This is a genomic window from Paenarthrobacter sp. 2TAF44 (assembly GCF_052114885.1).
Taxonomy (GTDB): Bacteria; Actinomycetota; Actinomycetes; order Actinomycetales; family Micrococcaceae; genus Arthrobacter.
This window is the reverse complement of sequence record NZ_JBFRFP010000024.1, coordinates 45,522-62,398: the sequence shown is the minus strand read 5'-3', so window position 1 is coordinate 62,398 and position 16,877 is coordinate 45,522. Positions and strand designations below refer to the sequence as shown.

The following is a 16,877-nucleotide window of genomic DNA, read 5'->3' as shown; positions in this document are numbered from 1 at the left end:
TCCTGGCCTGTACCGCCACCACCCACTTTGAATCCGTAGGCATTTGACCGCGCCGCAATTCCTGGTGTGTCGGGCTCAAACCCAGCCAAAGTGGGTGGTGGACGTAGGGCCTGATCAATCGACAACAACGAAGGCCGGGCAGGTCGGAACGAATCCGTCCTACCCGGCCTTCGTGGCCAGGCCTTAGATCAGGTGATCCGAGAGGTGGTTCGGGGTACCGAAGCGGTGGGCCGTAATGGACACGGCCTGCTCACGGAGGAACGGGAGCATCTCGATGCGGCCGGCCTGCGTCACTTCACCGTGGTAGACGGCAACATCCGGGCGGCCACCCATGGCTGCGCTCAGCGCGGCAAAGTCGCCGCCAATCAGGCGGATCCGGCCGGCGTCGAACTTTGCTGCACGAGCCAGCCATGCGGCGTCGTCCTCGATCCGGACGCTGACGCCCACGTTCGCGAACACATTCACCACAGCGTCGGGAAGCACGACGGCGGAGCTCACCTTGAGCGCCGAACCGGCCACTGCACCGGCTGCTACGACCCGGAGCAGCTCAGCGAGCCTCTCGCCTTCGGACAGGCGGACCGTGACCGGGATCGGGCGGTAGCGGAACACGTTGCGCTCTGCGGACAGTGCGGAGACGTCCTTGCGGGTGCCGAACTCGGATTCCCAGGCGGCGGCGTCGCTGAAGAGTGACTGCTGGAGGGTCTGGAGTTCCCCGGCCGTCACGTCCGCGGACTTTGCAGCGGAGAGAATCTGGGCGGCAGCACCCTGAAGTACGGTGCCGCGCTTGGCCTTGGCTTCGGCGGGGAGCCAGCTGCCCAGGCCGATGAGGTAGTTCGGTCCGCCAGCCTTGGTTCCGGCGCCAACGGCCGACTTCTTCCATCCACCGAACGGCTGGCGCTGGACGATCGCACCGGTGATGCCGCGGTTGACGTACAGGTTTCCGGCCTGGATGGTGTCCAGCCAGACGCCCATTTCAGCGGAGTCCAGGGAGTGCAGGCCAGCGGTGAGGCCGTACTCGATCTCGTTCTGGATGGCGATGGCTTCCTCGAGGGTCTCAGCATTCATAACACCCAGGACCGGGCCGAAGAACTCGGTCAGGTGGAAGTAGGAGCCACGCTTGACGCCCGAACGGATGCCCGGGGACCACAGGCGGCCTGTCTCGTCCAGGCGCTCAGGCTTGATGGCCCAGCTTTCGCCTTCGCCGAGTGTGGTCAGGGCGTTCAGGAGCTTGCCGTTGGCCGGCTCAATGATCGGCCCCATCTGCGAGGTGGCGTTCTCCGGGTAGCCGACAGTCAGCGAGCGGGCGGCGTCAATCAGCTGGTTATGGAAACGCGCGCTCTTCGCGACCGAGCCCACGAGGATCACCAGCGAGGCTGCCGAGCACTTCTGGCCTGCGTGGCCGAAGGCGGAGTACACGACGTCCTTCGCGGCCAGGTCCAGGTCAGCACTCGGGGTCACGATGATGGCGTTCTTGCCCGACGTCTCCGCGAGCAGCGGCAGGTCCTGGCGGAACGAGCGGAACAGCTCAGCGGTTTCGTAGCCGCCGGTGAGGATGACACGGTCGACGCTCGGGTGCGAGACCAGTTGAGTGCCGAGTTCACGCTCTTCGAGCTGCACGAGCGCCAGCACTTCACGCGGCACACCGGCTTCCCAGAGCGCATCCACCATGACGGAACCGGAGCGGCGGGCCTGCTTTGCGGGCTTAATCACGACGGCGGAACCTGAGGCGAGCGCTGCGAGCGTCGAGCCTGCAGGGATCGCCACCGGGAAGTTCCACGGCGGGGTTACCACGGTGAGGTTCGCTGGGACGAAGGTGGCGCCGTCGACCTTTTCCAGGTCCTTGGCGCGCTCGGCGTAGTAGTGCGCGAAGTCGATTGCTTCGCTGACTTCCGGATCGCCTTGGTCGATGGTCTTGCCGGTCTCGGAGGCCATGACCTCCAGGAGTTCTGCGCGGCGGGCCTCAAGGACGTCACCGGCGCGGTGCAGGATTGCGGCGCGTTCGGCTGCCGGGCGGGCGCCCCAGGCCTTGCCGTGGTCCACGGCGGTGGCGATGATCTGGTCCAGCTGGGCGGCGTCGGAGACCTTGGTGGATTCCACGATCTTGTTGCCGGCGGTGGAGCCGGGAATGCGCTTGAGGATCTCGCGGCCCCAGGCGCGGTTTGCCGGGAGCGCGGGGTCCGTGTCCGGAGTGTTGCGGAAGCCCTCCAACGGGGCCGGTTCGGCTGGCAGGCGGCGGTCCTGCTTGCGGTTGGGGCCCGGAACCTCGTCGGTCATGCCGGCCAGGGAGTTCAGGAAGCGCTGCTGCTCGCGCTTGAACAGGGCTTCGTTTTCACTGAGTTCGAAGACTGCGCTCATGAAGTTTTCCTGGCTCGCGCCTTCTTCGAGGCGGCGGATCAGGTACGCGATGGCGACGTCGAACTCGCCCGGGTGGACCACCGGTGTGTAGAGCAGCAGGCTGCCGACGTCCTTGCGGACAGCCGTGGCCTGGCCGGTTGCCATGCCCAGGAGCATTTCGAACTCAATTCCCTGGGTGACGCCACGTTCCTTGGCGAGCAGCCAGGCGAAGGCGACGTCGAACAGGTTGTGGCCTGCGACGCCGATGCGGACGGCGTCGATGTGCTCCGGCGTGAGTGCGTAGTTGATGACGTTCTTGTAGCTGGTGTCCGAGTCCTGCTTGCTGCCCCAGGTAGCCACCGGCCAGTCGTGCAGGGAAGCTTCCACCTGTTCCATGGGCAGGTTGGCGCCCTTGACGACGCGGACCTTGATGGGAGCGCCGCCTTGGGCACGGCGGGCAGAGGCCCACTCCTGCAGTTCCTGCATGGCACCGAGCGCATCCGGGAGGTACGCCTGGAGCACGATACCGGCCTCGAGGTTCTTGAATTCCGGCATGTCCAGGATCCGCTTGAACACGGCAATGGTCATGCTGAGGTCCTTGTACTCCTCCATGTCCAGGTTGATGAACTTGGGCTTGGGGAAGGACGCAGCCAGTCGGTACAGCGGGGTGAGCTTCTCCACCACGTGATCGACGGCTTCGTCAAAGGCCCACGGGGAGTGAGGCGCCACGGTGGAGGATTCCTTGATGGAGACGTAGTCAACGTCATCGCGGGCAAGGAGCTTCAGCGTGCCATCCAGGCGGCGCTGGGCTTCGTGCTCACCGAGGACTGCCTCGCCGAGGAGGTTCACGTTCAGGTGCACGCCGTCCTGGCGGATCTTTGCGATGGCCGGACCCAGCTTCGCGTCCGTGGCGTCCACGATCAGGTGGCCCACCATCTCGCGGAGCACGCGGCGCGCAATCGGAATGACCACGTGCGGGAGGATCGGAGCCATCACGCCACCTACACGGACAGCGCTGCGCATGTACCAGGGCAGGAACTTGGGCACCTTCGGGGCCAGCTCGGCGAGCTTGCGGCCAGCGACCGACAGATCCTCAGGGCGGATGACGCCGTCGACGAATCCGACCGTGAAGTCAAGGCCATTCGGGTCCTTCAAGACGCCGGCGAGGCGCTGGGCGGACACGTCCACGGGAATCTTGCTGGCTTCGGTAAGCCAGTGGCGGACCAACGCGATGGCTTCCTGTGCCAGTGCATCGAACTGCCCGGAATCCTGGGTGCGCGGGGCGGCGGCAACCGGGAGGGTGCTGGTCATGGGGGCTCCTTCTGGGACGGAGAAGTTTGTTTGTTTCCATCAGTATGGATCTACAATCACGTTAGGAAAAGCGATCTTTTCTGACGAATATTCATTACCCATCCCGAACCTTTGGAGGCCGCCTTGCTGGACGTCCGCAGGCTGCGTTTGCTGCACGAATTGAAGATCCGCGGAACGCTCGCTGAGGTGGCCGATGCCATGCAGTACAGCCCCTCTTCCGTTTCCCAGCAACTGACCCTGCTGGAGAAGGAAGCAGGCGTCGAACTGCTTCGCAAAGCCGGCCGCCGGGTGCAGCTGACGCCTCAAGCGGAGATCCTGGTTGCACACACCGCCGCCCTCCTGGAGACACTGGAACGCGCAGAGACCGAACTGGCCGCGTCGCTGTCCACAGTCACGGGCACGGTCCGGCTGGCCGTGTTCCAGTCGGCCGCCCTTGCGTTGCTGCCTGACTTCCTCAGCATCATGCGCCAGGAGTATCCGGAAGTGCGCGTGGAAATGACCCAGCGCGAACCCGAGACGGCCCTTTACGAAACCTGGGCACGCGACTTCGACATCGTGGTGGCGGAGCAATATCCCGGGCACGCCGCGCCGCATCACCCGGGGCTGGACCGGGCAACGCTGACCAGTGACGCCATCCGGTTGGCCACTCCCCCGGTAGGACTGGGCGGGGAACTTGTTGCCTCACTGGCCGACACCGCTGACATGCCCTGGGTCATGGAGCCCCGTGGCGCCGCCTCCCGGCACTGGGCTGAGCAGGCCTGCCGATCCGCTGGCTTCGAACCGGACGTCAGATACGAAACGGCCGACCTTCAAGCACAGATCCGGCTCATTGAATCCGGAAACGCCGTTGCCCTCATGCCGGACCTCGTCTGGACAGGCCGGACGCGCCCCGTCCAGCTGCTGGACCTCCCCAGCCTGCCAACGCGGACTGTCTTCACGTCCACAAGGACGGCCGGGCGGATCCACCCCGCGATTCTTGCGTGCAGGGAAGTACTGGAGCGGGTGGCCGCTGCGCAGCAAGTTGACGCAGGGCAGCAGGCGGACGCGGGGTAGCAGTAGCCAGCTCACTTCCGCAGCGCCGGCCGTCCGTTGGCGACGCGCAAATTCGCCCACGCCTTCGAAACACACTGGCGACGCCCGGATATGGGTGTCCCCAGTCCGGGTCGCGGGCAGGAGTCAACGTAGGTAGCAGGAACGCAAAAGGCCCCGGTCCTGGGGACCGGGGCCAAACGCGGAGAATGGGGGATTTGAACCCCCGAGGGCGTTAACCCAACACGCGTTCCAGGCGTGCGCCATAGGCCGCTAGGCGAATTCTCCTTGCTTCCGAATCGAAAGCAGATACTACTGTACCTGAGAATTTCGGCATCGTGTAATCGGCCCGGCGAGGCCTCCAGGTGCGTCGGCCAAAACCCCGCCTTAACGGAAAAATGGACGCCCCCAACGCGCCCATTCTTGCGGTATCACCGTTGAGCTGCCGGGTCCGGCCCCTCGCCCCCAGGCCCCGCAGCTCACAATCTTGAGATTGCCCCAATCGGTGTACATACCCATGGTCCGCTGTGTCCCGCAGATATGCAATGGTGTTAGCCGCTTTGTAGCCGAAGTTGCTGACAGGATGTTCCCATGACGCAGCTCCACGCCCTGGTTGTTTACGTTCCCGAGACCCACACCCCAGCCGTCCTCAAGGCAATCGGGGACGCCGGCGCAGGACGGATCGGCGACTACTCGCATTGCTCGTTTACGTCACCGGGTACCGGTCACTTCACTCCCCTGCCGGGCGCACAGCCGTTCATCGGCGACGTCGGAACCAGCGAGCAGGTGCCGGAAACCCGGGTTGAGTGCGTGGTTGAGGAGGACGTGCTCGACGCCGTTGTGCTGGCGCTGCGCACGGCTCACCCCTACGAGGAACCGGCTTTCATGACGTGGCCGGTGAGGGGGTGGCGGTGATCCATAAGTGCGCGTCAGGCGAAAATGGGCATTCGCCCTGCAGCCAACTCACCATTGATTACTGCGATCTCATCGGCTGACAGCAGCCTCACTCCCTCGCCAACGGCATGGTTAGAAACGGTGGCCCAGTCCACGACGTCGGACCAGCACCATAGCGAAACTCCAGCTTGGATGGCTGGGCGAGGGAATGGAAAGCCGGCCTTCCGGTCGCCAGCGACCCAGAGGGCGACAGCCTGCCTGGTTGCACCCAGCCGTTCAGCAATTTCACTCCGGGTGACGTAGTCGAAATCGACGGACTGAACCTTCCCTCCGAGATCATGGACCCGGGAAACAAGGCGGCGTGCAGCCTCTGTACCACTGGGGGCATCTTGGAGAAAAGTCACGTACGGAACGTCGGCCAAGCGGGAAACTATCGCGTCGAGTTGTTCCACGAGCAAGTCTTCAACCTGCTCTGAAAGTTCCCCGAGGCGGAGACGTACTTCGAATGGCTGCTCCGTGGTCATGGTTTCAGCATAGCCCACCCTGTTGACAACTGACAACACCCAACTGGATCGACCCAGTCACCGCTACCCATGCAGCCCCATAGCCTTGCCCTCTCAAATGAACATCTCAAGTAGTGCGAGGTTTACCACCCAGCCCCGACAAAATGTGGGCGCCAACCAGCCGCCGTCGAGCGTTTTCCACAGCCCTTTGTGCCGATTCGAACCAATAACCAAGTTCAGGTAAGCTTGTCGACGGCCCCTCATGTGGCGTCATCCTGTTGAACTCCCCCAGGACCGGAAGGTAGCAAGGGTAGATGGGCTCTGGCGGGTGCATGAGGGGTCTCTTATTTAAAATGTCAGTCCCTATAGGTAGGTTTCACTTGTGACTGTTACAACTGCCCTGTATCGAAGGTATCGCCCGGACTCTTTCGCGGACGTTATCGGGCAGGAACACGTCACCGAGCCCCTGATGACGGCCCTGCGGAAGAACCGCGTGAACCACGCGTACCTCTTCTCCGGCCCCCGCGGCTGCGGCAAGACCACCTCCGCGCGCATTCTGGCCCGTTGCCTTAACTGCGCCGAGGGACCCACCGACACCCCCTGCGGCAAATGCCCCAGCTGCATCGAACTCGCTCGCGGCGGCTCCGGCTCCCTGGACGTTATTGAGATTGACGCAGCCAGCCATGGTGGCGTGGACGACGCCCGCGATCTCCGCGAGCGCGCGACTTTCGCCCCGGTGCGGGACCGCTACAAGATCTTCATCATCGACGAAGCCCACATGGTCACGTCGGCTGGTTTCAACGCCCTCCTGAAGATCGTCGAAGAGCCGCCGGAACACATCAAGTTCATCTTTGCCACCACGGAGCCGGACAAAGTCATCGGCACCATCCGCTCGCGCACCCACCACTATCCCTTCCGCTTGGTGCCGCCCGAGCCACTCATGAAGTACCTTGAGCTGCTCTGCCATCAGGAGAACGTTCCCGTGGCTCCGGGCGTGCTTTCGCTCGTCATCCGGGCTGGCGGCGGTTCCGTCCGCGATACCTTGTCCGTGCTGGATCAGCTCATGGCAGGCGCGGGACCCAACGGCCTGGACTACGAGCTCGCCGTCGCGCTTCTCGGCTACACGCACGCTTCCTTGCTGGACGACGTCGTGGACGCCGTCGCAGCAGCCGATTCCGCAACTGTCTTCCGTGCCGTTGACCGCGTGATCCAGACCGGGCACGATCCCCGGCGCTTCGTGGAAGACCTGCTGGAACGCTTCCGGGACCTCATCATCGTCCAGGCAATGCCTGAGAGCGCACAGGCGATCCTCCGTGGCGTGCCCGAGGACCAAATTGCCCGGATGCGCAACCAGGCCACGAATCTGGGCGCTGCGGAGCTTTCCCGCGCTGCGGACGTCACCAACACGGCGCTCACGGAAATGACCGGAGCCACCTCGCCGCGCCTGCACTTGGAACTTCTCTGCGCGCGGATCCTGCTGCCCAGCTCCGAGGAAACAGAACGAGGCATTGCCGCCCGGATCGACCGCGTGGAGCGTCGCCTGAATTACGCTGGCGACGCCGGGATCCCGGCCGCCGCTTCCGGCACGCCTTCCGCCGCGGCTTCTTCACCGGCGGTTGCCCCCGTTGCCCAGTCCGCTCCCGCGCAAGCGCCGGCGGCAGCTGTATCGGTCCCGACGGTGGCGCCAGCATCTGCACCAGTTCAGGCACCTGCACCTGCACCTGCACCTGCATCAGTTCAAGCACCTGTAGCTGTGCCGGACACGTCGTCTGCGCCCGTGTCGCGGGAGCCACTCTCCGCTCCGCGCGTCTCGACCAACGACTGGCCCGTGGACGAGTCCACGGCTGCGCAGCGTCCTGTCCAGACTGCTCCTTCGCCGAAGCCACCCGCTGCGACGGCCCCTCCCGCCGCACCACAACCGGCTCCGCAGACTGCACCCGCCTCGCAGACCGCACCAGCTTCGCAGCCAGCCCCGGCGTCCCGGCCAGCGCCAGCCGCTGGTGGAGACGTCGAAGCCCTCCGTCGCGCCTGGCCCGAAGTCCTGCAGACGCTGACCAAGATCAAGCGCAGCACATGGGCCTTGGTTGAACCGAATGCCCAGGTGGCACAGTTCGACGGCCAGGTGCTGACACTCGCCTTCACCACGGCCGGGCTCGCCGGTGCCTTTGGGCGCGCGGATCACGCCGAGAACCTTCGCCAGGCAATCCACAAGACCATCGGCATCGACTGCCAGATCGTCGCAGTGGCTGGCGGCAACAGCTCAGCGAGCTCTGAGCCAAACCCAAAAGCACCTACTAGCCGGGATCTTCCGGCGTCACCTGGCACCACAGCACCGTCGACATCACCATCAGCATCACTCTCGGCAGCGCCGGCCCCAAGCCCAGCGCCAGCTGTCCCGGCGTCAGCAGGCCCAGCTCCAGCCGTCCCAGCGTCAGCAGGCCCAGCTCCAGCCGTCCCAGTGCCGGCAGTGCCAGTCCCGGCCCCAAGCCCTGTGTCATCGGTCGACTCTGCCTGGGGCTTGGCACCCGCTGGCCCTGACGCAGCACCGCCTGTTCCGGCCACGCCTGAACCAGTGGCATCAGTTGCAGCTGCGCCTGCTCGAGACCGACGCACGGCGCCGGCACCCGCCGCTGCCTCGGCGCCGGCCGCGCCGCATGGGGAAATTGCGGCCTCCACTGCAGCGTCAGAGCCTGCCCAGCTGGCGACGCCAGAACCTGCGCAGCTGGCCGCACAAGCACCTACAGCTCCAGAGACGCCAGTGCCCGCGCCGGAGCCTGAGCGGGATCCGACCGGAGATTACTCCTACCCTGACGAGGATTGGGGTCCTCCGCTCGACGAAGATGCACCACCGTTGGACGAAGAACCGCCAATGGATTGGGAACCATCACCCGCTTTTTCCGGTCCGAACACCGCTCAGGCACCGGCTTCCTCGGAACGTCCGGCTCCGTCAGCCTCATCGCAGGCAACCGCTGACCGCCGAACCCCTGACCACCCAACCCCAGGGCAAAACACCCCCGCTCAGCACAGCCCCGCATCGCCGGTCACTACAGCTGTCAAAACCTCAGAAGCGACCGCTTCCCACGACCCCTGGTCCCGGGCAGTAGAACAAGCGCCGGGCACGTGGGTGGTCGGGACCGACTCCAACGTAGGCACCAAGCCAACGGCTGTGGTCGAGGCCGATGCGGATGGGTCGAGCACCCCCCACTACGAACCGGCCACGGCGCAAGCCCCGGACTGGCAGGCCCCGGCGGACAGGCAAGCCCCAGCGGCGCAAGCAACGGCGGCGCAGGTCCCAGCGAACACGGCTGACGCAGCAACCCCGACGTATGGCCACCTGACCAAAGCGGAGCAAAACGGCTCGTCGGGCTGGGATGTCGCTCCGGCGTCGAGCTGGCCCGGCACCATACCTGCCCAGGCGACCCAAGCGCCTGCCGCATGGCCCATCACAGCTACGGAAACCCAACACGCCAGTGTCTCCGTTGCGACGCTTGAGGAGGGCGCGCCGTCGAGCGGTCCTTCGGGTCGCCAGAGCCTTTACCAGCGCTTGACCAACAGTCCTGAAGCCCAAGCCGGACGGGTGCAGGCGCCCGTGCGGACCCAGGCCAGGCCGGAGCCGGCACCTGAGGACATCCCCAGCCCGGAGGACGAGACGATCGAGGAATCGAGGGTCTTTGGGCGGGCTGCCGTGGAGCGTATTCTGGGCGGAAAGCTGATCGAAGAGCGCGCCTTGGATGGTTCTCCCCTGCAACCCCGCTGATGACAGCATTGATACCAAACAAACGAGGACATTTTGTACGAAGGTGCAGTTCAAGAGCTGATTGACGAGCTCGGCCGGCTTCCCGGTGTGGGCCCGAAATCGGCACAGCGCCTGGCGTTCCACATCCTTGAGGCCGATCCCGAGGACATGAAACGGCTCGTTACGGCCATCACTACGGTGAAGGAACGGGTCAAGTTCTGCACTGTGTGCGGCAACGTCACCGAGCAGGAAATGTGCAACATTTGTCGCGATCCGAGGCGGGATCCGTCGGTCATTTGCGTGGTTGAGGAATCCAAGGACGTTCTTGCTGTAGAGCGCACCCGCTCATTCCGTGGCCGGTATCACGTGCTGGGCGGAGCCATCAATCCCATCGCGGGCATTGGCCCCGAGCAGTTGCGGATCCGCGAACTCCTCACACGCCTCAACGACGGCGCTATCCAGGAAATCATCATCGCTACGGATCCCAACCTTGAGGGCGAGGCCACTGCTACCTATTTGGCCCGCATGCTCAAATCGATCGGGATCACCGTCACGCGGTTGGCTTCCGGACTGCCGGTGGGAGGGGACCTTGAATACGCCGACGAAGTTACGCTTGGCCGGGCGTTTGAGGGCCGCCGGAACGCACTGACGTAAGGCGGCGTGACGACAACCAGCGGCCCGGCAGCAGCACCAACGCAGCCACCGCTGCCTGAATCATGAGGCCGGTGACGGCGACGGGCACCGGTGGCGCAAGCTGATCACTTGATTTCCCTCCGATACACGGAACATCACGGCTCGGTCCATCGGCAGCCCACTGCAAGCCGGACAACACCCATGCCAGTTCATGCTCCCTGGGGAGCGCCTCGGCGGCGATGCTACCGAAGAGCAGAATCGGGTTGGACGCTGCCAGCCAGGCAACCCGCTCTGTATGCGCGACTTCCACGGGGCGGAGACCTCCCACGCACTCGTATGCTGTGATCCGTCCGGCGTCGTCCCGCTCCACGTTGATGGGCACTGACGCTTGGTCCATCACCGCCGTCCCGGGGAGCAGCGCGATGGTGGCTGCTACATTGCCCAGGCACAAGAACGCCACCAGCGCCGCAGCCAGGGCAACACCTGCCGCGGTTTGGGCCGAGCATGCGCGAGCACCAGCGCCTATGAGTCCAAAGAGCACAACTTCAAGGACAACAACCACGACGCCGGCACCCGCCAATGCGATCGGCCCGCCGACGGCCACCCCCACCACCAGCAACGTGATGCCGGACGGCACGGCGAAGACCGCCCCGCGGAAGAGTCCGGCGAACAGCACGCCAAAGAATGTTCGAGCTCTTTGACGGAAGCCCCAGACTGCCCCGAGGAGAGCAGAAACGACTGCCATAAGTCCGGCCATCAGCATGTACGTGGCGCTTGGCAGGCTCGATTCAAACCATCCGTTGGCTTCGCCGAAGGCCACCACAGCTGCGGCCATCGCCCAGGCGAGAATCAGCGCGGACGCGGAGGCCAACCAGAACCACCACGATCGCAAGGACGTGCGGCAGTCATCCCAAGCCTCCCGCACAGCGGCTCCAAGAATGTCGGCGATCCCAGGCTGATGGTTTAGCCTGTGTTCACTCGCGGTCCCGTCACGCCGCGGAAACCGGTCGTCGATCACGCCGCCGCCGATCACTTCGTATTCCGAATCGCTCCGCGCTGGCCCGGGATCGTCCGGGTCCTCAGGAACCCAGGCCATGGCACCACGCAATGCTCATAAAAGGGATCGTACGCCCGGTAACCTGCTCCCGAAACTGCCTGCGCGGCCGCCATGTGGTCACAATTCCTGTGGGGACACACCACGGCGATAAACTGGCCGAATAAGCTACGCAGGCGTGCTCAAATTTGGAATTTGGAGTTTGGCATGCCGCGTTCGAACCCTATTGATGCAGTGAGGGTGCGCGCATGACTATGCCCACTACCGAAGTGAAGACCGAAGAGCTCTCCGACGGAGCTGCCATTACCAAGCAGCTGATCGTTCAGAAGTTCGGCGGTTCCTCGGTTGCCGATGCTGATGGTATCAAGCGGGTCGCTCAGCGTGTTGTGGATGCGCAGAAGGCCGGCAACGAGGTTGTGGTTGTTGTTTCCGCCATGGGAGACACCACAGACGAACTCCTGGACCTCGCAGGCCAGGTCACGGACTCCGCTCCTGCCCGCGAAATGGACATGCTCCTATCCGCCGGTGAGCGAATTTCCATGGCACTGCTTGCCATGGCCATCAACAAGTTTGGCGCCTCCGCCCAGTCCTTCACGGGCTCCCAGGCAGGCATGATTACCGACGGTATCCACGGCAAGGCCCGCATTATTGACGTCGACCCCCACCGCATCCGCACCGCCCTGGACAAGGGGCACATTGCGATCGTGGCGGGCTTCCAGGGCATGAGCCGCAGCACCAACGAGATCACCACCCTGGGACGTGGCGGCTCGGACACTACGGCCGTTGCTTTGGCTGCAGCGCTCGAAGCCGACGTCTGCGAGATCTACACCGACGTGGATGGCATCTACACCGCCGATCCCCGTGTTGTGTCCTCGGCCCAGAAGATCGACCGCATCTCCAGCGAGGAAATGCTGGAACTCGCTGCTTCCGGCGCCAAGATTCTGCATCTGCGGTGCGTGGAGTACGCCCGCCGCTTTGGCGTGCCCCTGCACGTCCGTTCGTCATTCAGCCAGCACGAAGGCACGTGGGTCATCCCGGGCGCCGATGAAAAGTTCACGATTCAAGAGGGAGTTGCCTTGGAGCAGCCAATCATCTCCGGCGTTGCACACGACCGGTCCGAAGCCAAGGTCACCGTTGTAGGCGTGCCGGACATTCCGGGCAAGGCCGCTGCGATCTTCCAGGTGATCGCGGACGCGCACTCGAACATCGACATGATCGTGCAGAACGTGTCCACCCACGGCACGGGCCGCACCGACATCTCGTTCACGCTCCCAATCGTGGAAGGCGCCGATGCTTTGGCCGCCCTGCGCGCAGCTGAAGGCCAGATCGGCTTCGAGAGCATCGAATACAACGAGCACGTTGGCAAGCTGTCCCTGATCGGCGCGGGAATGCGTTCACACCCCGGCGTTTCGGCAACGTTCTTCAAGGCCCTCTCCGACGCCGGCATCAACATCGACATGATCTCCACCTCGGAAATCCGCATCTCGGTGGTCACGAGCGCAGATGCCCTGGATGACGCCGTCCGCGCCATCCACGCTGCATTCGAGCTCGACGGCGATGCTGAAGCTACCGTCTACGGCGGCACCGGCCGCTAGGGTCACAGCGGTAAACGAACCAGACGATGGCGAGTACCGCCGTCGAGGTTTACCAGGAAGGACCGGGGCAAGCGCCCCGGTCCTTCCTTCGTCAGCCTTTGATACGCTCCGCCGGAGCCAGCAGGACGTCGATGAGCTGCCTTAGTCCCTCCGCCATGTCCACGTCTTTGTCATAGAGCCACTGCAACTGCAGGCCATCGAACGCCGCGACAACCAATCTGGACAGCATGCCCGCGTCGACGTCGCCCCGGACTTCACCGGTCTGCTGGCGTCGGGCAATGTCCTCGCTGATTCCCTGCACCACGTTTTCGTACCGCTCTTTGAAGTATCCGTGGGAGTCATGGCCGGGATCATTGGCTGTGGCGGATGCGACGGCGTACAGCGTGGTCAGCCCCGGCTCATGCTGGTTCCGCTCGGCGATCGGCGGCATGAGGCTAAGGCCCACCTCCTCCTGGCCTGCCACAGCCATGGCCCGTCGGTCGCGCTCTGCCAGGACTGCGGTGAGGAGTTCCTGCTTGCCCTTGAAGTAGTGGAAAAGGGTGGCTTCCTTGACCCCAACGAGTTCCGCGACGCGCTTGAGCGCAGTCCCTTCGAATCCTTCGGTCGCAAAGACGTCCGTAGCCGTCTGGATGATTTGTTCGCGGCGTTCCGCGCCCTTCGCATATTGACCGCGGGCCTTGGAAGTAGACATTGAGTCAGTCTATTTCACCCATCAAAAATCGAGTCGCCCTAGATTTATTTCCCCAAAAACCTAGTCACACTAGATTTTTGTCGCTAAAGTCTCCTGATAAGACCCGACGGTGGGTCATTGAGTTCATCAGGAGTCAAGTACATGAACCCCTCACTCTCACAAGCAGTCCTGGCAACAGGCGTGCCCGATGCCGAAGATCGCATCCGGGAACTCGCACAGAGCCTGTCCCTGGAGCAGCAGATCCAACTACTGACGGGAGCCGATGTCTGGTCCACCCGCGCCATCCCTGAAATTGGGCTCAGTCGCGTCGTCCTGTCGGATGGACCGGCCGGCGTCCGTGGCGAAGACTTCGACGAACGCCACGACTCAATCTCCCTCCCGTCCTCGTCCGCCCTCTCCGCCACGTGGAGCGTGGAAACGGCTCGCCGCTACGGGCAGGTTCTCGGCCAGGAGGCTCGCCGCAAGGGCGTCCACGCCGTACTCGGACCCACCATCAACCTTCATCGTTCACCACTGGGTGGCCGTCATTTCGAATGCATGAGCGAGGATCCGCGGCTCACGGCAACCATGGCCGCCGGGTACGTCGCCGGAGTGCAGTCCATGGGCGTAGGAGCGACTCCCAAGCACTATCTGGCCAACGAGGCCGAGACTGAACGCTTCACTTCCGACTCTGTAGTGGACGAACGCCCGCTGCGCGAGCTCTATCTGGCAGCGTTTGAAGACGCCATTACGGAAGCGCGAGCTTGGCTGGTCATGAGCTCCTACAACTCCATCAATGGCACCACGGCGAGCGAAAACAAGCTGCTGGAAACCCCGCTCTCCACGGAATGGGGCTTCGATGGCGTGGTGGTTTCGGACTGGACGGGAGTGCGTTCCGTTGATGCCGCAAACGCCCACCAGGATCTGGAAATGCCAGGGCCCGTAGGCCATTGGGGACCCAAGCTTCTGGCCGCCGTCAAGGATGGCCGAGTCAGCCGGGAGGCCATCTTGGAAAAGGTCACCCGTATCCTGCGACTCGCTGCCCGCGTCGGCTCCCTCGAAGGCTTCGAGCCCGCGGTCACCGGGCTCCCCGCGAAACTGGACGGGGCCGCCGTCGCGCGTGAAGTTGCCGTCCGCGGCGCCGTGCTGGTCCGCAACGAAGGCGGCATCCTGCCCCTGGACGCCACCACGCTGAACAGCGTAGCGGTGATTGGCCACAATGCGGCAGAGGCCCGGACGCAAGGCGGCGGAAGCGCCACGGTGATGCCCAAGTACACCGTCTCGCCACTGGAGGGCCTGCGTAATGCACTGCCCGACGGCGTCCGTGTCACCTACGCGCGCGGCGCCAAGGTGGCCGAGGGCCTTCAGGCATTCCCCCGGAATTCCCTGCGCAATCCGGTCTCCAACGTCCCGGGGATCCGCGTGACGTTCCTCGCGGAGGACGGCACAGAGATTTCGGGCGAAGACCGCCTCGCCTCACATTTGATCTGGTTCGGAATCGGCATCCCGGAAGGCGCTGCCATCATTCGGATGGAAACCGATTGGACAGCCGATTCGGCAGATGTCCACCACCTCGGAGTGGGCACAGTGGGGCACATCCGTCTCTCATTGGATGGAGCCGAAGTCTTCAACGACGAGATCCAGGACGACACCGACGTCCTGGGTGCTGCACTCTTCGATCCGCCCAAGACTGTTCACGCAATCGAGGCCGCGGCCGGCCAGAGCGTGCGAATCGAAGCCGAATACCGCCTGCCCAAGGAACAGATCATCCCGTTCACGGCAATCCTGCTGGGAGAAGAAACGGTAGTGGCAGATCCCCAGGCGGAGATCGACGCCGCGGTGGAAGCCGCCCGTGCTTCCGATGTAGCTGTGGTGGTGGTCGGAACCAATGCAGCCATCGAATCCGAGGGCTTTGACCGTAAGGACCTGGACCTCCCCGGGTTCCAGAACGAACTCGTTGAGGCTGTCGCCGCAGTCAACCCACGCACGGTGGTGGTTGTGAACTCCGGTTCACCTGTGGTGATGCCGTGGCTTGGGAAGGTAAATGCCGTGCTGCTGGGCTGGTTCGGTGGACAGGAGTTCGGCAGCGCGATTGCAGACATCCTGCTTGGCGCCGAGGAACCTGGCGGTCGGCTCCCTACAACGTGGCCGGCAGCCCTTGAAGATGTCCCGGTCCTGAACACCACTCCCGTGGACGGCAAAGTGGTCTACTCCGAGGGAATTCATGTGGGCTACCGGGCGTGGCTCAAGCAGCAGGGCACCGGCGGCCGTGCTCCGGCGCTGCCTTTCGGCTTCGGACTCGGGTATACGACTTTCGAATTCGGCAGCGCACACGCGCCACAGTCGGTTCAGGCCGGCAAGGACGTGGTTGTGCACGTCCCGGTGAAGAACACCGGCACGCGTACGGGACGTGAAGTGGTTCAGGTCTACCTTGAGCGCACCGATTCCGCTGTGGAACGTCCGGTCCGTTGGCTGGCAGGCTACGCGGGAACGCACCTTGCTCCAGCGGGGACTGACAGCGTTGAAGTCCGCATTCCGGCAAAGGCTTTTGCGCATTACGACGGCGGCTGGCAGTTTGAGCGTGGAGGCTTCCGGCTGCTGGTGGGTCGCCATGTTGCGGACACCTTCCAGACTCTGGACATTGAGGTGCGGTAATAATAGAGGGCAATTGGCGCGGCGTGGCGGCCTTTTTTGGGCCGCCACGGACGTGGTTTTCGCCACAAGCGCCGAATCTGGGGTATGGTATGGAATTTTCATGGCATGCTGTACGTTGCATACCCGGTAACCCCCTAACACGAAGAGGCATCAAAAAGTGGCAGCCGACTACGACGAACTCCGTACCGATGTAAAAGAGAACCAGGAGCAGTCCCTCCAGGCGCTCCAGTCCGCCAGCGCCCCCACGGCGAAGAGCGTCGTTCTTGAACTCGACGAAACTGACGGCCTGGACGCCAACGGTCCCGGCGGCGAAATCGTCGCTGAAGAACTCATCATCCAGGTCATCCCCCAGGCAAACGACGAGTTCACTTGTAACTCATGCTTCCTGGTCCGCCACCGTTCGCAGATTGCCCGCGAAAAGGATGGCGTCGCCTACTGCACTGACTGCGAAGGCTAAAGACGA

Annotated in this window: 11 protein-coding genes, 1 tRNA gene and 1 other RNA gene; 8 read left to right on the top strand and 5 right to left on the bottom strand. The window is 63.9% G+C overall.

The window, feature by feature from the left end; genetic code table 11:
* Nucleotides 1-183 precede the first annotated feature (183 nt).
* Complete coding sequence (locus AB4Z15_RS20075; protein ID WP_442018672.1) at nt 184-3,645, bottom strand: bifunctional proline dehydrogenase/L-glutamate gamma-semialdehyde dehydrogenase; 3,462 nt, start codon at nt 3,643-3,645, stop codon at nt 184-186.
* Between the two features lie 123 nt (nt 3,646-3,768).
* Between AB4Z15_RS20075 and AB4Z15_RS20070 the strand changes: the two genes are divergently transcribed.
* Entirely contained in the window at nt 3,769-4,698 is a 930-nt protein-coding gene (locus tag AB4Z15_RS20070) for a LysR substrate-binding domain-containing protein (protein ID WP_442018671.1), read from the top strand.
* A gap of 179 nt (nt 4,699-4,877) precedes the next feature.
* Here AB4Z15_RS20070 and AB4Z15_RS20065 read toward each other — a convergent pair.
* Nucleotides 4,878-4,962, bottom strand: a tRNA-Ser gene (locus AB4Z15_RS20065).
* Nucleotides 4,963-5,265: 303 nt separating this feature from the next.
* Here AB4Z15_RS20065 and AB4Z15_RS20060 point away from each other — a divergent pair.
* Entirely contained in the window at nt 5,266-5,589 is a 324-nt protein-coding gene (locus AB4Z15_RS20060) for a hypothetical protein (RefSeq protein ID WP_442018670.1), read from the top strand.
* Nucleotides 5,590-5,603: 14 nt separating this feature from the next.
* On the opposite strand, the gene AB4Z15_RS20055 is transcribed toward AB4Z15_RS20060, so the two are convergent.
* Nucleotides 5,604-6,092: a hypothetical protein gene (locus AB4Z15_RS20055; RefSeq protein WP_431118127.1), complete on the bottom strand. Its 489-nt coding sequence runs from the start codon at nt 6,090-6,092 to the stop codon at nt 5,604-5,606.
* 230 nt (nt 6,093-6,322) lie between these two features.
* On the opposite strand from AB4Z15_RS20055, the gene ffs reads away from it, so the two are divergent.
* From ffs to recR, 3 genes are all read left to right on the top strand, one after another.
* Nucleotides 6,323-6,419, top strand: an RNA gene (gene ffs / locus AB4Z15_RS20050) — signal recognition particle sRNA small type.
* 34 nt (nt 6,420-6,453) lie between these two features.
* Nucleotides 6,454-9,828 carry a DNA polymerase III subunit gamma and tau gene (locus AB4Z15_RS20045; RefSeq protein WP_442018669.1) on the top strand — a complete coding sequence of 1,125 codons (3,375 nt, stop codon included), beginning with the start codon at nt 6,454-6,456 and terminating at the stop codon, nt 9,826-9,828.
* A 33-nt stretch (nt 9,829-9,861) separates the two neighbouring features.
* Nucleotides 9,862-10,461 (top strand): recombination mediator RecR, encoded by a 600-nt coding sequence (gene recR, locus AB4Z15_RS20040; RefSeq protein WP_216921891.1) that lies wholly within the window; start codon nt 9,862-9,864, stop codon nt 10,459-10,461.
* Here recR and AB4Z15_RS20035 read toward each other — a convergent pair.
* Entirely contained in the window at nt 10,415-11,536 is a 1,122-nt protein-coding gene (locus AB4Z15_RS20035; protein ID WP_442004319.1) for a hypothetical protein, read from the bottom strand. The two genes, recR and AB4Z15_RS20035, sit on opposite strands and share 47 nt — an antisense overlap.
* A gap of 206 nt (nt 11,537-11,742) precedes the next feature.
* Here AB4Z15_RS20035 and AB4Z15_RS20030 point away from each other — a divergent pair, with 206 nt between their 5' ends.
* A complete protein-coding gene (locus tag AB4Z15_RS20030; RefSeq protein ID WP_442018668.1) occupies nt 11,743-13,089 on the top strand; it encodes an aspartate kinase in 1,347 nt (448 codons plus the stop codon).
* A 91-nt stretch (nt 13,090-13,180) separates the two neighbouring features.
* Here AB4Z15_RS20030 and AB4Z15_RS20025 read toward each other — a convergent pair whose 3' ends face one another.
* Nucleotides 13,181-13,780: a TetR/AcrR family transcriptional regulator gene (locus AB4Z15_RS20025; protein ID WP_442018667.1), complete on the bottom strand. Its 600-nt coding sequence runs from the start codon at nt 13,778-13,780 to the stop codon at nt 13,181-13,183.
* A gap of 141 nt (nt 13,781-13,921) precedes the next feature.
* On the opposite strand from AB4Z15_RS20025, the gene AB4Z15_RS20020 reads away from it, so the two are divergent.
* The gene (locus tag AB4Z15_RS20020) at nt 13,922-16,414 is read left to right on the top strand and encodes a beta-glucosidase (RefSeq protein ID WP_442018666.1); all 2,493 of its coding nucleotides are present in this window, start codon (nt 13,922-13,924) and stop codon (nt 16,412-16,414) included.
* A 157-nt stretch (nt 16,415-16,571) separates the two neighbouring features.
* Nucleotides 16,572-16,871 carry a DUF4193 domain-containing protein gene (locus tag AB4Z15_RS20015; RefSeq protein ID WP_216921958.1) on the top strand — a complete coding sequence of 100 codons (300 nt, stop codon included), beginning with the start codon at nt 16,572-16,574 and terminating at the stop codon, nt 16,869-16,871.
* The last annotated feature ends 6 nt before the right edge of the window (nt 16,872-16,877 follow it).